The 14,097-nt window shown below is 42.4% G+C and carries 12 protein-coding genes; 5 read left to right on the forward strand and 7 right to left on the reverse strand.

All coding sequences use genetic code 11. The annotated features are described in order from the left end of the window. Positions 1-59 precede the first annotated feature (59 nt). Together CTT31_RS23075 and CTT31_RS23080 are read left to right on the forward strand one after the other, a co-directional pair. A complete protein-coding gene (locus tag CTT31_RS23075) occupies positions 60-800 on the forward strand; it encodes a ferredoxin--NADP reductase (RefSeq protein ID WP_260492648.1) in 741 nt (246 codons plus the stop codon). Positions 801-804: 4 nt separating this feature from the next. Next, a complete protein-coding gene (locus tag CTT31_RS23080) occupies positions 805-1,707 on the forward strand; it encodes a hypothetical protein (RefSeq protein ID WP_211856590.1) in 903 nt (300 codons plus the stop codon). On the opposite strand, the gene CTT31_RS23085 is transcribed toward CTT31_RS23080, so the two are convergent. After that, positions 1,685-2,512 (reverse strand): TPR end-of-group domain-containing protein, encoded by an 828-nt coding sequence (locus tag CTT31_RS23085; protein WP_021032582.1) that lies wholly within the window; start codon positions 2,510-2,512, stop codon positions 1,685-1,687. The two genes, CTT31_RS23080 and CTT31_RS23085, sit on opposite strands and share 23 nt — an antisense overlap. Before the next feature lie 140 nt (positions 2,513-2,652). Here CTT31_RS23085 and CTT31_RS23090 point away from each other — a divergent pair, with 140 nt between their 5' ends. Then, on the forward strand, positions 2,653-3,378 hold the full coding sequence (locus CTT31_RS23090) for a substrate-binding periplasmic protein (protein WP_260492649.1): 726 nt from the start codon (positions 2,653-2,655) through the stop codon (positions 3,376-3,378). A gap of 51 nt (positions 3,379-3,429) precedes the next feature. On the opposite strand, the gene CTT31_RS23095 is transcribed toward CTT31_RS23090, so the two are convergent. The 4 genes from CTT31_RS23095 to CTT31_RS23110 all read right to left on the reverse strand — a co-directional run bounded on the left by CTT31_RS23095 (position 3,430) and on the right by CTT31_RS23110 (position 6,924). Further along, the gene (locus tag CTT31_RS23095) at positions 3,430-4,011 is read right to left on the reverse strand and encodes a hypothetical protein (RefSeq protein WP_260492650.1); all 582 of its coding nucleotides are present in this window, start codon (positions 4,009-4,011) and stop codon (positions 3,430-3,432) included. A gap of 236 nt (positions 4,012-4,247) precedes the next feature. Then, entirely contained in the window at positions 4,248-5,153 is a 906-nt protein-coding gene (locus CTT31_RS23100) for a histone deacetylase family protein (protein WP_193521669.1), read from the reverse strand. Between the two features lie 39 nt (positions 5,154-5,192). Further along, the gene (locus tag CTT31_RS23105; protein WP_211856584.1) at positions 5,193-5,819 is read right to left on the reverse strand and encodes a response regulator; all 627 of its coding nucleotides are present in this window, start codon (positions 5,817-5,819) and stop codon (positions 5,193-5,195) included. Next, positions 5,812-6,924: a sensor histidine kinase gene (locus CTT31_RS23110; protein ID WP_260492651.1), complete on the reverse strand. Its 1,113-nt coding sequence runs from the start codon at positions 6,922-6,924 to the stop codon at positions 5,812-5,814. The genes CTT31_RS23105 and CTT31_RS23110 overlap by 8 nt, the downstream gene beginning before the upstream one ends. A gap of 229 nt (positions 6,925-7,153) precedes the next feature. Between CTT31_RS23110 and CTT31_RS23115 the strand changes: the two genes are divergently transcribed. Both CTT31_RS23115 and CTT31_RS23120 read left to right on the forward strand, forming a co-directional pair. Next, the gene (locus CTT31_RS23115) at positions 7,154-9,919 is read left to right on the forward strand and encodes a methyl-accepting chemotaxis protein (RefSeq protein WP_239981595.1); all 2,766 of its coding nucleotides are present in this window, start codon (positions 7,154-7,156) and stop codon (positions 9,917-9,919) included. Positions 9,920-10,043: 124 nt separating this feature from the next. Continuing rightward, the gene (locus tag CTT31_RS23120) at positions 10,044-10,526 is read left to right on the forward strand and encodes a DoxX family protein (protein WP_193521667.1); all 483 of its coding nucleotides are present in this window, start codon (positions 10,044-10,046) and stop codon (positions 10,524-10,526) included. A 73-nt stretch (positions 10,527-10,599) separates the two neighbouring features. On the opposite strand, the gene CTT31_RS23125 is transcribed toward CTT31_RS23120, so the two are convergent. Both CTT31_RS23125 and CTT31_RS23130 read right to left on the reverse strand, forming a co-directional pair. Beyond that, positions 10,600-11,346 (reverse strand): alpha/beta hydrolase, encoded by a 747-nt coding sequence (locus tag CTT31_RS23125; RefSeq protein ID WP_260492652.1) that lies wholly within the window; start codon positions 11,344-11,346, stop codon positions 10,600-10,602. Positions 11,347-11,409: 63 nt separating this feature from the next. Next, the gene (locus CTT31_RS23130; RefSeq protein WP_260492653.1) at positions 11,410-13,998 is read right to left on the reverse strand and encodes a M1 family metallopeptidase; all 2,589 of its coding nucleotides are present in this window, start codon (positions 13,996-13,998) and stop codon (positions 11,410-11,412) included. Positions 13,999-14,097: the final 99 nt, after the last annotated feature.

Consider the following 14,097-nt stretch of genomic DNA (forward strand, 5'->3'; position numbering starts at 1 on the left):
TTTTTTGCCATGGTTATGTTATCGTTAAATAAATACGGCTTGTGAGTTTTGGAGAAATAATGTCGCAATGGGTAAAAGGAGAAATCGTCGAAATCACACATTGGACGCCCACATTATTCAGTATCAGATTTAGAGCGGATATCGCACCGTTTAAGGCTGGTCAATATACTAAATTGAGTTTGCAACAAGGGAATAAGCGCATTGCGCGAGCCTATTCTTTTGTAAACCCGCCGTCAGAACCAATTCATGAAGTCTTGTTAGTTGAAGTGCCCGATGGCAACCTTTCAGTGCCTTTACATCAGCTACAAGCCGGTGATGAGCTCAATGTAGCTTACCAAGCAAACGGTTTTTTTATACTAGATGAACTACCACCTTGCGATACGCTTTGGATGATAAGTACAGGTACGGCGGTTGGCCCATTTTTGTCTATGCTCAGAGAAGGCGAAGTATGGCAGAAGGTTAAGCGGGTGATCCTTATTCATGGTGTACGGCTAAATGCAGATTTGTGTTACCGTGAAGAGCTCGAGCAGCTGCAGCAACAAAGGGATGGCTTTACTTATGTGCCGCTTGTTACACGGGAACAACCTGAGATCGGTTGCCAAGGGCGCGTCACTGAACTGATAGAAAACAAGCAATTATTAACTCACCTTGGCTATAAGCAGTTTCCAGATAATAGTCATTTTATGCTTTGTGGTAACCCCGAAATGGTGAAAGAGCTAAGTGCTCAGTTGCAGAGTATGGGGTACGAACGCCATAGGCGAGCCAAGCCCGGGCAGATCACCGTTGAGCAATATTGGTGATCCTATGCAGGCTCGTGTTATGTATCTCTTGTGTTTATTAATGCTGGTAACTGCGAATACTGTTTCTGCAGAGCCAAAGGTCATTAGGGTCGTGGACGCAGCGGAAGAAAATGGCACGCCGCAGAATCAATATTTTTTGTCAGTCTTGCGCTTAGCTTTAGATAAGTCACGAGAGCAATATGGCGAGTACTGGATAGAGCCGATTGATTTACCAATTAATCAATCACGGCAATTTAAGGAATTGCTAAAGCACAATGTCGATGTATTCTGGACGGTCTCAACAGCCGCTAGAGACACTCAAGCAAAGCCAGTGGCCATTCCCATAGCGTTTGGCAGCTTTGGTATAAGGGCACTGGCAATGAACGTGGCCGACAGCGGCAAGCTGAATGTGCATTTATCATTAGCTGAGCTACAACAGTTCAACGTTGTCTTGGGGCAGGATTGGCCCGATGTTCAGATTTTTGAAAAAGCGGGTTTTACGGTAGAAAAATATGTTGATGGGTTGGCAGTTTACAGAGTGCTTGCAAATAGTGCCGGTAAAATTTTTCCAAGAGGTGTCATTGAAGTCGTACCTGAGCTCAAGGCGTTCGATAACAAGCAAGTGACTTATAGCGATAAGAACCTGTTACTCTACCCTTCAATGGTGTACTTCTATGTCCGCAAAGAGGATATTAAACTACATAAACGCCTTGAGTATGGCTTAACACAAGCATTTGAAGACGGCTCTTTGGCTGCGCTTTTCTATGACAGTAATATGATGGTTGAGCTGAAAAAACACTTTAATTTGCAAGGGGCTGCAATCCATCAAATTGAAAATCCGTTAATTATCTCTAAGAAGCAGCTCGATGTGATTACGCAGTTACAAATCGAGCTGCTAAAACAACTTAACTATTCACCAGCTCGTTAAAGCTCTGGTTATCTGCAAGGCTTGCAAACGCTGGCTCGTGTTGTAACTCGTTCTTTAAGTTAGGCGCATATTCCAAAGCCATACGGATGTCGGCCATCGCATCTGCATGCTTATATAGCATGGAGTAAGCACACGCGCGCTGCCAATAGGCATAGCCATAGTCACTGTCGATTTCTAATGCTTGATTACACAAAGCAATTGCAGTGTTGGTTTGACCAAGCTCTAATAACGCATCGGCTTTGTAGGCAATCGCCTCGACATCTTCCGGTTTGCGATTTAGGATCTCATCGTAAATTTCAATTTTAGAATTCATGTCACTCTCAAGATTTGCCCGCATCCACAGAGAGTGTACTTCATTCGTTATAGAGATTTTCTTCTGGTTATTGAGGATTTCTTCAGAACGCTCGCGTAATTTCTCTTCAATTACCTGAAGGCGCTTTTCATATTCGTCGGTGATCGTGCCAACGCGCAGGCTAACGATATCTTCTACTTTACTCTTAATATCTCTAAAAGAAGTCCAACCAACGACAACTAAGATAGACGCAGCTGCTGTGATCAAAAAGAGCACATTATTGATGGTATCCGTGGTGTAGGTAATTGCGCGATCTGCAGTATCTAGCTGAGAGTGGCTGATTTTCTTTTCTATATCAGCTCTTAAGCGCATTTGATCTTCTCTGACTGCTCTTAATTCATCAAGAATATAACGCTCAATTAAGGGTCTATACATGGGCTCTTGTAATTGTGATAAAGCCTGTTGTTGTTGGTTTTCTGTCGGCTTTTTTGACGTTGCCTGTTCATTCGCCATGCTCGTAAAACTACAAGCGACGAGAAGGATAAATAGTACTATGCTTTTCATATTGATGTTCTTGAAACTTTATATTTTTAATATGGTGCATGAGTTAAGGTGGAATTGCAAAAAGCGGAGAAGAAATATTGGCTTATGTAATGAAATTAGCGTTTTATAGCCTGATTATACTCTCTTTAACGAGTTTGAGTGCCTCTGCAAAAGATCTACTCGTGGTAACCGAAGAGTGGAAGCCGTACAACTTCACCAATGACAAAGGTGAGGTTGTTGGGAGAGCAACAAAAAAGGTAAAGGAAGTGCTTGCTGCTGCTGAAATTGACTACGAGATAAAAGTTTACCCTTGGGTACGGGCAATGAAAATTGCCAAAGAGCGCCCAAATACAATGATTTACTCTATTTATCGTACCGCAGAGCGTGAAGCTGACTACGAATGGGCATGTCCTTTGATCCGCCCTGTGGGTGTGTATTTCTTCAAACTTAAAACGCGCAAAGATATTCAAGTGGCTTCATTGGAAGATGCTAAGCAATACACTTCTGCAGTAGTAAAAGGCAATATCTATTATGATTTTTTGATTCAACACGGATTTACTCAAGGAGATCATTTGGTGGTCGCCGCCGACTCCAAAAGCTTTTACAAACTCTTTTTCAAAGGGCGGATAGACCTTGTAATGTCTACGGAATACATTATGAGTGAGGAACTTAAAACCGCTGGGCTTAACGATGATGAAGTTACACCGCTTTTAGAAGTGACGAAGGCAAGTCAGCAGCGTGGATGTATGGCATTTAGCAAGAATACAGATCCGATGCTCATAGACCGAATTAGGCGTGCTCTGGCAAAGCATAATCAAGAATTTGTTGGACCATAATGGGCAATCCTCAGTGAAAGATTGCCCAGAGTGTTAGGGTACTAATCAATATTAGTAGCTAAGCTCAATTTGACCAACTGCCACGCTGCCTTTATCCCACGTTGTTCTGCACTTGAGGTCCAAAACAGCGCCACTTTCGTAGTTATTGTCTAACATTGTGGTGTAGCTAACAAATTGCTCTTCTGCTACGTTTGGATCAGATATATCTGTCCAATAAAAAGCTTTACCAGTTTTAAACTTGAACCATTTATCGATACCGCCATCACTTACTTTTCGTATTCTTGAAATCGAACAGAAGGCATTAGTACCAGTTAATCCTTTAGTTGTTCCATGAACGGTTAGCGTAAATTGGCCAATATTGGCATTTAGCGGCACGCTACAGTTGAAGTAACGATCAGTTCTTAAGTAGGCTGGATTAAAAATAAAGTAGCCATTTCCCGTGGCACCCGCTTGTTCGCTGTGTTTTTGTGTTAACGCCTCTAAGTTACCAACCGCATTTGCATGTTTAGTGAAAGCAGCAGCCTCTAGTTTAGTGTCTAAAGCACAGTTATTTGCACCTGAGTACAATTCCACAGTAGCGTATGCTGAGTTCGCAGCGAATAATGAAGCGATAATCGCAAGTTTGGTTTTCATACTAATTCCTTGTTTTAGTTAGCGAAGTGGGTACATTAACAGGGAGAGTCTCGTGTGTAAATTAAATGTTTTTTAAATATTAATGAAAGTGTTTTTTCAGGAGAGTAAAAGGAAAAGCGCACCACTCGGTGCGCCTAATCAGTGCCATGGTGAAGGGGAAATTAACTAAAGGTGTTACACCAATCAAACCCTTCATAATGATAAACGAATGCGCAACATAAAAAGATCATCATTTTTTAAAGTTTTGCAGCTTGTTGCACCACAATCGCGTGGCGCTTTGCTAATCTTTGGTGATCTTTATCGTATCCACCACCAATCACGGTCGCGACAGGGACACCATGCTTTTGACATAAGCTCAGCACCAGTGCATCTCGTTTCGCAATGCCAAGCCATGAGATGTCCAATTTACCTAAGTTATCACCTTGCCAAACATCGACACCAGCGTCGTACAGCACAATATCTGGATTTAGATCAATCAATAATGACTCAAGTGTATGAGCAACAATTTCGAGGTAGTGAGTGTCACTGATCCCTACTTCTAAGCCAATATCTAAATCGCTATCATGCTTACGAAAGGGGAAATTTTTCTCGCAGTGGATTGAGCAGGTATAAACATACGGGTTGTGTTTTAGCATAGCGGCGGTACCGTCGCCTTGATGAACATCCAGATCAAAAATTAGGGCATTGGTGATCTGATTGCTGTCGAGCAAATGTGTGGCTGTAAAGGCAAGATCATTCACCATACAAAAACCAGAGCCAAAATCATAGTGTGCGTGGTGCGTGCCTCCGGCTAAATGGCATGCAATACCGTGTTTAAGCGCAAGTTCTGCAGTTTTTAGTGTTCCAAGAGGCGCAGTAAAAGTACGTGCCATAAGTTGCTCCGACCAAGGCAAGCCGATACGTCGCATCACTTTAGCGTCGAGTTGGTTACCCCATAAGTCCCAAATATATTGCTCGCAGTGCACGCTTTCAAGTGGCGATGGGTTGCCTGACTCTGGGCTATAAACATTGTTGTGAATGAGCCCTAATGCATCTACTTCTTGGTAAAGACGCGCAAATTTACTCATCACGAAGCGGTGCTTTGGGTCAAAATTGAATGAGTAATTAGAGTGATAAACTAGTGGTAAATTTGGGTTGTTCAAAAACGGCTCCGGAAATGGCGATATGGCAGTGTAGCAATATCAATCCCCGAAGCCGAGCGCTTTAGCTTTCAGTGTAGCTTGTGTTCTGTCTCGTACTTGTAGTTTTGCGAGCAAACAAGAAACCGAGTTACGGATCGTACCTTCCGCTTTATATAATGCATTGGCGATTTCCTTATTGGAATATCCTTTCGCGATTAGTTTTAAAATATCCTTTTCTCGTGTGGTGAGCTTATCTAAAGTGGGGTCAGGTTTTAGTAAGGTCTCAGCAAGCTCGTCTTGGATAATAAGTTCACCTTGATGGACTTGTCGAACTGCATCAATTAACTCTTCTAAGTCCACGTCCTTAAGAAGGCAGCCTTTAGCACCAAGTTCTAGGGCTAATTTTAGCTTTGCAGTATCGTTGAAGGTAGTGAGGATAATGACTTTAAAGTTTATAGCCAAAGGCAAAAGCTCGGTGAGTACATCAACACCATCTAGCTCAGGCATTCGCATATCTAAAAGCACAATGTCAGCTGTAATTTGGTTTGATTGAACCTGTTGAATGAACTCACAGCCGCTGCCACAGCTTCCAGAACAAATAATGTCACCACTTAGCGAAAGCAGTGCTTGCATACCTTGGCGCACAAGCGCCTGATCATCGACTAGGTAAACTGATATTTTAGCCATTTGTCGTCCCAAAATGGATAGTTAATGTTACGCCTTGATGAGTTGACACATCAAGACTGCCGCCGAGTTCTTGGATCCGTTCCTGCATACCAGCCAGACCATTTCCAAATCGAATACTATTTAAGGTAATGCCGTTGTCACTTATTTGTACTTTTAACCCTTGTTGACAATACACTCGTACTTGCATTTTATCCGCCTTGGCGTGCTTCAAGGTATTGGTGATGGCCTCTTGGCAGCATTTTAAAATGCAATTGGCATAACTTAATTTCTCGAGTAAGGGATGATGTTCATAGTCGAGTTCAATGTTAAGACGAGGGATTGATTCAGTAAGCCTCAGCAATGCATCATGGAGATCGATATGCTCGTTGCTACGCTTGTCGCTGACTAAATCGCGAATACATTTTAGGGTGTCTTTAGCTTGCAAATAGCAGCTATCTAATAGCTCGGTTAATGGTTCAGCCGCAGTTCGTCTTGCGACATCTAAATTTACAATCAGACTGGTTATTTGATGTCCAACATCGTCATGTAATTCTCGTGCTAATTGAAGCCGCTCTTGTTTAGCAATACTTTGGCTTAGCAGAGACTGCGTTGCAGATAGCTCACTGTGCGCGAGTTGTAGCGCTTCTTTGGCTTCTTGTTCTTTTTGCATTCTTTTACACACCACGTACGCAAATAACTGAAAACAAGCAAATAACACAGCGTTGAGATATTCAAAACCATGTCCCCAAAAAAAGTATTGCGACGCAACATATAAGCAGGAGGTAACTAGGATATACCCAAGCGCAAAACTTAAAGGAACATAAAAAGCAAGGATCCCAACGAGTTTTACGTTGTAAATGAGATGAATTGCGGCCGGGGAGGTAAGGTTAATTGATTGGATCAAAAGCGCCAATACAAACAGCATTGAATATCTAACCTTGTAGCCATAGTATTTTTCGGATTCATTGATACATAAAAGTACGAGGATCAAAACACCGATATGCTGTACCCAAGGCAGCCATTGTGCTTTTTGCTGAGCATAAATCAAACTTGGTACTGCAACGGCTAACCAAGTGAAAATGGTTGTTACCAACCAAGCCGTCGGATAGCGAAAAAACGCCGACATCTACTTACTCCGCTAAAAACCTGCTCCGCAGGTATTATTCCTTTATTCTCTTGCGAACCTATCCTAGCAGATATTTGTGACTCTGTGATGATGACGAATGTCATAAGTTTTACATTGTAAATCAAAGTGCAATAACGGTTTTTCACCCTTGATACTGCATTGATTTGTGGCACCACTATTCCTGTTCTATCTTTATGTAACAATCTTTTCATAATTAGGGATACTCAGAATGAAAAGTGTTAAGGCAAAACTTATTTCTGCGGTAACTGCGGGTTTAGTGGTAATGCTCATCGGTGCGATGATTACTGTTTTGGTGATGAAACGCGTCGCGGAGCAGTATGACAGCATGATAGACAATGAATTGGCTGCTCGCGAGCAAATAAACATAGTGCTCGATGATTTCAAAACCCAAGTACAAGAGTGGAAAAATGTACTCATTAGAGGAAGAGATCCTGCCCAGCTAAATAAATATTGGTCAAGATTTGAAACCAAAGAAGCTGAGGTACAAAAGCAACTCAGTTCAATTGTTTCAGCTTATGCATTACCAACTACCCTAGAAAATAAGTTGCGAGAATATCAAAAAGAACACCTCACCTTAGGACAAAAATATCGTGAAGCGGTGGAACTATTCAAAAGTTCAGGCTTTGATATTAACCTTGCTGATGCTTCAGTAAGTGGAATAGACCGCCAAGCAAGTGTTTACTTACTTGAAATTAATGAGCAAATTAACGCGTTAGTAGACACGAGAACGAGTGAAATTGTCGCGACAAAAAACCAACTTATCTTTTTTAGTACCCTAGGACTCATCATTATTGCGCTTGTGACTTTAGGATTACTGACTTGGTATATGCAGCATTTAATCACTCGTCCAATCCGCCGTGCATCTGATGTGGCGAAAGCAATTGCGAGTGGTCGATTAGACAACAACGTCGTTGTACACAGTAACGATGAAATAGGTAATTTACTGGCAAATTTACGGCAAATGCAAACTAGCTTACTTGATGCGACTCAAAAGCTAGAGCTACAAGCAAAAGAAAACTTACGGATCCGTTATGCGCTAAATAACGTGGCCGCGCCCGTGCTTTTATGTGATGACAGTAATCAAGTGATCTACGTAAATGCACAATGTGATTCTTTATTTGATCGTTACCGCACTGCGTTAAGTGTGCCGACTGAAGTCGTTAATCATCCAATTCCCGAAGCTTTACTTCACAGCTCTAAAGCACTGCACCAGGCTGCGGGTCAATTAGTACGTCAGCTAGAGTGGGAGTGGTGCGTAGGTGACATAATCATTGCAGTAACCGCCAACCCAGTTTCCGATCAAAATGGTAGGGTGTTAGGTACGGTATTTGAATTTAAGGATTTAAGCCAGACAAGACGTGCAGAACAACAGGTTGAACAGCTCATTAAGTCAGCTTCCGATGGCAAACTGAGTGAACGTATAAACCTTGAGGGATACGTTGGCTCTATGAAATTAATAGCCAGCGGACTTAACAAACTACTTGATGCTGTTGAGCAGCCCATTAGCCAAACAAAACAATATCTTACTTCGCTTTCAAAAGGAGAAATTCCCGAGCAGATTAGCGGTGAGTTTAAGGGCGAATTTGCGCAAATACATATGGCCTTACAACGCGCCACCTCATCACTATCGTTACTTATTGAGGATACTTACAGTTTAGTTGCCGCCGCAGGAGAAGGGGAGCTCTCTACTCGCGCGGATGAAGCCAAACATCAGGGTGAATTTCGGAAAATCATTCGTGGCGTTAATGAAACGCTTGATGCGGTCTCTAAACCCGTAGCCCTTACTAGTGGGTATCTAGAAAGTATCGCAAAAGGAGAATTACCCGCCTTAACGAATGATGGTTATAAAGGAGAGTTTGATAGCATCTATCAAAGCCTCTTTGCTTGTGTTGGTGCGATTAAATTGATGCTAACCGATGCCGAAAAGCTTGCTGAAGCGGCCAGCGAAGGAGACTTGCATCATAGAGCAGACGCTAGCAATCACCATGGCGCATACGCCTGCATAATTACAGCCATGAATGAAACGCTGGACTCGATTGAAGCGCCACTTAAGGAGTGCATGAATGTGATGGATGGGCTGTCTCAGGGAAATTTAACTCGCCAAGTTGAAAAAAGTTATGCGGGTGATTTTGCGCTGCTGAAACAATCGGTGAATACCAGTGTTGGCAACTTAGCTAATATGATGCAAAAGCTACTCGCCATGGCGGAATCCATCACGGTTTCGGTACAGCAGATCACCACAGGCATCGAAGAGTTAAGTGAACGATCCTCTTCTCAAGCTGCATCTATTGAAGAAACACGGGTATCAGTTGGTGAAATCACCGAAACCGTGCACTCAAACGCCAGTAATGCGCAATCTGCTAATCAGTTGGCCATTGAAGTGAACCAGCAAGCACAGCAAGGTGGAAAGGTGGTTGAATCAACGATTGAGGCAATGACCGAAATTAGTAAGAGTGCCAAAGAAATACTTACCGTCATTGAGGTTATTGATTCTATTGCGTTTCAAACTAACTTATTAGCGCTGAACGCCTCTGTTGAAGCTGCAAGAGCCGGAGAAAAAGGAAAAGGTTTTGCGGTCGTTGCCTCAGAAGTGAGAAATTTAGCGCTGCGCAGTGCAAGCGCCTCAAAAGACATTTCTGAGTTGTTGGGAAGCAGTAACATCAAAGTGAAGCAAGGATCTAAGCTGGCGTCAGAATCCGGTGAGACGTTAAAAACCATCGTGGAAAGTGTGTATGGACTTGCATCGCAAGTGCAAACTATCGCTGAGGCCTGCAATACGCAATCAAGTGGTATTGAGCAAATTAATCTAGCGATTAAACAAATTGATGGTATCACGCAACAAAACAATACTTTGGTAGAGATGACGAATGCATCGGGGCTGTCATTGTTGAGTAAAGCCAATGAATTGCGAGAGATGGTTGAGCAGTTTGATATCGGCAAGACTAAAGCGGAGTTGATGAAAGTGGTGAGCTAAAGATCAGTAAAATCTAGCACATACGGTTGCTAATTTTATTGTTTTTAGGAACATCACGTGACATGATTGGATAAACTTGGTGGCTTTTTAGCCGCTAACAATGTTTAGGGATGAGGCATAAACCATGGTTACACCAATCATTATTATACTGTTACTTTGCAGCCCGTTATTACTCGGTATTATCTATTCAAAGGTAAGAGGCGTACAGGTAGAGACAACAACGCTTGCCTGTTGGGGTCTCGGTATCGCATTTATGTTCTTTTTTATTGGCCATATCGTAAAAGCACAGGGAATGGTAGAAATGTTACCTAGTTGGGTGCCGTATAGGCTTCCTTTGGTGTATTTCACTGGTGTCATCGAACTCGTCGTAGCGATTCTGTTATTTATACCTAAATATCAATTATCTACAGCAAAAGCGGCTATTGCCATTTTTATCCTGTTTTTTCCCGCAAATGTGTATGCCGCGCTCAACAGCGTTGGCTTGGGAGGACATCAGTGGGGACCAGTTTATTTGCTAATTAGAGCACCACTGCAAATCATATTGATTGCTTGGGCATATTTTATGTGTGTAAAACCGCTATCAATGCCTGTGGCTGAAATTAAATAAAGCTCAGCTCAAATAGAACATATAAACAGAAAGAGGAGTGAGATTTCCTCACTTCTCTCTCTGCGTTTTGCGACTATTGGCCTTTTACTTTCTCGTTCTCTAGGCAAGGTTTACCAGCTAAATGAGCCGCCAAAATTTGTGCTATTTTGTCTGTTAGCCAGCTCGGACCTTCGTCAGTCATGTCGTTGTGTTTTGCATTCGCTATCGTGACAACACAATCCTGATATTTTTGCTTTTCAGCAATATTTGGTAACACTCCTTTGTCTGCTGGAAAGTCACTTGCTCGTATCGACAATACCTTTACATCAAGGCTTCTCGGTAATGGCACTCTGCGATGGTCTAGCGTAATGATTTGGTTTGCAAATTTAGCACCGTGATTGATTAACCATGCTGAAATGTCACCGCCATTAGAATGGCCAATTAAGAGGATATGCTCAAAGTCAAAGGTGGTGAACTTCAGCTTAAAGTAATCGTGAATAAACATTAGCGTATCAGCGCCACGCTGCCAGTTTTCTGCGCGTGTTTCGTATAAGTTCCCTTCGACGGAAAGAGGAGGGTCAGTTGCAAGCTCATGGCCTACAGTAATAACCAAATATCCTGCTTGGTTTAGCGTCTTGACCAAGAATTGATAGTCGGTATGTGAGACACCATAGCCGGCGCTTAGCAGAGCAACGGGACAAAGCGCTGCAGTTGAGCAGTTATCGGTATTGGATGGTTGATGAATTTCTACAGGAATTGCTCTATCACGAGCGGGATCAATCACGGATTCAGCGGCCAAGGTGAATGGCAGACATAGCAATAATAAAAATGAACGTAACATATTTATCCTAAAAAATAGTGGCGCTCAGCAAAAGCCAAAAGCGCCACAACTGGTTGGAGTCTTTTACAAGTTATTCAAAAATTGGTTAACTGATACTAGCTCTCTTTGCTTTTGCATAATGCAGGTATTTGTTGCCAATTCCAGTTGTTTAAGTGATTTACTTAAGCCTTCTATCTCGTTTTGCATTGGTCCAAAAAACTGCTGCGCCTGTTTTAGCGCATCTGCGTCACAGTACGAAAAAAGGTAAAAAGGTAGCTGTGACTTGGCAAAAGGAGGGAAGCGTTCCTTTAAGCGCTCAAAGTGCTGATAAAACCACTTTTGATAAAGCGCTTTTCGCTCATCGCCTTTACCATTCCCACTTAATATGTAATTAAAGTCGGAGGCAGTTACATGCTCGCTTAGGGCATAATCTAGTACTTGTTGTTGCAATTCTTGAGGACCAAAATACCCCATGGCAAGCAATAGGTTAGTACGTTGAGTTGGGTTATTAGTCGTTTCAAAAACCTTTTTGTACGACTTCAACAGCTCAGCATCACCGTAGTAAGCGGCTATTTGCAGGAAACTTCTCGCCAAGTAGGGGTCAACTTTATCAGGTGACGTTAAATATAAACTCGCTTGTTTTTTGGCATGCGTAATAATGGTTTGATGCTTGGTCTCGAAAGCCAGTGCTCTAACCAATGCTGCACGTATTTCCGATGTGGCAGCTGGTTCATTTGCCTTTGCCTCAAGTCCATATCGAGAAAATGCAGGCTCAACATACGTGGTATAAAGTTTCTTCCAAAGTAACTTATTTGAATCGTCTTCATACTGTTTATGTTGTGATAGTAATTGAGTAAGAGCGGCCTTTGCTACTTTGGGATGAGTGTCGTTAATAAACTCACTGAGTGTTAACATCAACGCATTGGCATTTATTTTTCCAGACTCCATCAGCGCGTCAACATTGCTTAGTAAGTCTAATCTCTCCCGCTCGTTTAGCTTGTTTGGGGCATGTGATATTAGGCTTGCGAGTTGAGACTCAGAAAGATCCCAGCGGTAATAACCTGTCGCATTGTCGTTTGGTAAGATCCACTCAGGCTCAAAGTCTAATTTAATCTGTTGTGTCTTGGAGTCTAGAAGTATTGTCTTAGTGGCCGTTTTGTCACCTTTACCATAGCGCAGTGTGATGGGGATATGCCAAGTTTGTGCTGCCGCTTCTTGCCCTTTTATTACAAAACGTTGTTGGGATAAGGTGGCATTCTGACCATCTAACTTAATCGTCAAAAGTGGAAATGAAGCTTGTGATACAAATGAGTTTAGCACTGTCGCAACATCTTTATTAGACACTTTACCCAGCTCATTCCAAAGATCTTTGGCTTCTGCATTTTTATAAGCAAATTTACGGATATAATTGCGCATGCCTTGTTTGAATACTGCTTCCCCAAGCCACTGCTCAACCATGTAAAGTACCGCGCTACCTTTGCTGTACGCAAGTCCCAAGCCGTCTGTTACATCAGACTCTGTAATAACCGGTTTGCGGATCGGTGAGGTAGTTGCTTGAGCGTCATAGGGCATGGCACTGTGTTGAGATAAGGATAAATTTGTCTCTAGCTCAGGAAACAACTGTAATGTGATCTTTGCAGCCATCCAAGTGGCAAATGCTTCGTTTAACCAAAGATCATTCCACCATTTCATCGTGACTAGATTACCATACCATTGGTGTGCGAGCTCATGAGCAATAACGTTCACATGCGAAGTTTGCGCTTGTCTTGTCGACGTTGCTGGATCGATAAGTAATATATCTTCTCGGTAAGTCACAAGGCCTGCATTCTCCATTGCTCCGAACGGAAATTCAGGGACTGCGACTTGGTCTAGTTTTTTATAGACATAGGGTAAGTCAAAATAGTCTTCAAGTGCTTTGAGTATCTTTGGCGTGTTTTCGATGGAATAAGCGGCAAGATTTGATTTCTTTTGTGGGGTAATAATGTTACCTGGAACCGACATCCCTTTAACATCAAGTACTTCGAATGGGCCAACGGACAAGGCAACTAAATAAGAAGGAAGGGGCGGCGTCTTGTCGAAGTAGTGGGTGGTCATGCCATTTGACTTTTTGGTCTCTAAAACAGGTGTGTTGGCGAATACTTTTTGATCGTCAGGGGCGGTAATAGTGAGTTGAAATGGAATTTTATACTCAGGTTCATCAAACGTTGGTATTGCTCTTCTTGCATCACTCATCTGAAACTGAGTAAATAAGTAAGGCACGCCATTGTCTAAGGTTTTATAGAGACCGACGCTATTGCGATTGTAAGGGGCGGTATAGTCAATAGTAAGCGTGTAGCGACCCGGTTGCAGTGTTTTTTCGCAACTTAGTCTCACTTTACCGGTTTCGAGCATTTTATCTCTGAGCTCACACGACGCTTTTCCGACTAACTCAGCAGAGTTGATTGCATAGTCTAATCCGTTGAGCTCAATAAATTGGGTGGCTTTGAGCACCTCAAGTTTTATAGTCGTGTGTCCTGAAAAACGCTCCTTAGATGGATCTAAGTTAAATGTGACTGCTTGTTCTATCGGTTTAGCTACGGTGGCTAGACGATGAAGTTCAGCATTAGATTGGGCATCAACAGAAGCACTAGTAGCTAGTAAAATAGCACTGCATATCAGAGATTTAGATAGCATAAAAATCCTTTATCCATATTTGTTATTGTTGTAATCAATGTGCTGTATGTTGTCACTAGGTGTGAACAACACATAATGAATGCGATGTTCCATTTACTT

The sequence above is a fragment of the Pseudoalteromonas maricaloris genome, from assembly GCF_024746855.1.
GTDB classification, from domain to species: Bacteria; Pseudomonadota; Gammaproteobacteria; order Enterobacterales; family Alteromonadaceae; genus Pseudoalteromonas; species Pseudoalteromonas maricaloris.

Coding starts and splice junctions, on each gene's coding strand:
- CTT31_RS23075 (WP_260492648.1), top strand. CDS start 60: ATGTCGCAATGGGTAAAAGGAGAAATCGTCGAAATCACACATTGGACG.
- CTT31_RS23080 (WP_211856590.1), top strand. CDS start 805: ATGCAGGCTCGTGTTATGTATCTCTTGTGTTTATTAATGCTGGTAACT.
- CTT31_RS23085 (WP_021032582.1), bottom strand. CDS start 2,512: ATGGCGAATGAACAGGCAACGTCAAAAAAGCCGACAGAAAACCAACAA.
- CTT31_RS23090 (WP_260492649.1), top strand. CDS start 2,653: ATGAAATTAGCGTTTTATAGCCTGATTATACTCTCTTTAACGAGTTTG.
- CTT31_RS23095 (WP_260492650.1), bottom strand. CDS start 4,011: ATGAAAACCAAACTTGCGATTATCGCTTCATTATTCGCTGCGAACTCA.
- CTT31_RS23105 (WP_211856584.1), bottom strand. CDS start 5,819: ATGGCTAAAATATCAGTTTACCTAGTCGATGATCAGGCGCTTGTGCGC.
- CTT31_RS23110 (WP_260492651.1), bottom strand. CDS start 6,924: ATGTCGGCGTTTTTTCGCTATCCGACGGCTTGGTTGGTAACAACCATT.
- CTT31_RS23115 (WP_239981595.1), top strand. CDS start 7,154: ATGAAAAGTGTTAAGGCAAAACTTATTTCTGCGGTAACTGCGGGTTTA.
- CTT31_RS23120 (WP_193521667.1), top strand. CDS start 10,044: ATGGTTACACCAATCATTATTATACTGTTACTTTGCAGCCCGTTATTA.
- CTT31_RS23125 (WP_260492652.1), bottom strand. CDS start 11,346: ATGTTACGTTCATTTTTATTATTGCTATGTCTGCCATTCACCTTGGCC.
- CTT31_RS23130 (WP_260492653.1), bottom strand. CDS start 13,998: ATGCTATCTAAATCTCTGATATGCAGTGCTATTTTACTAGCTACTAGT.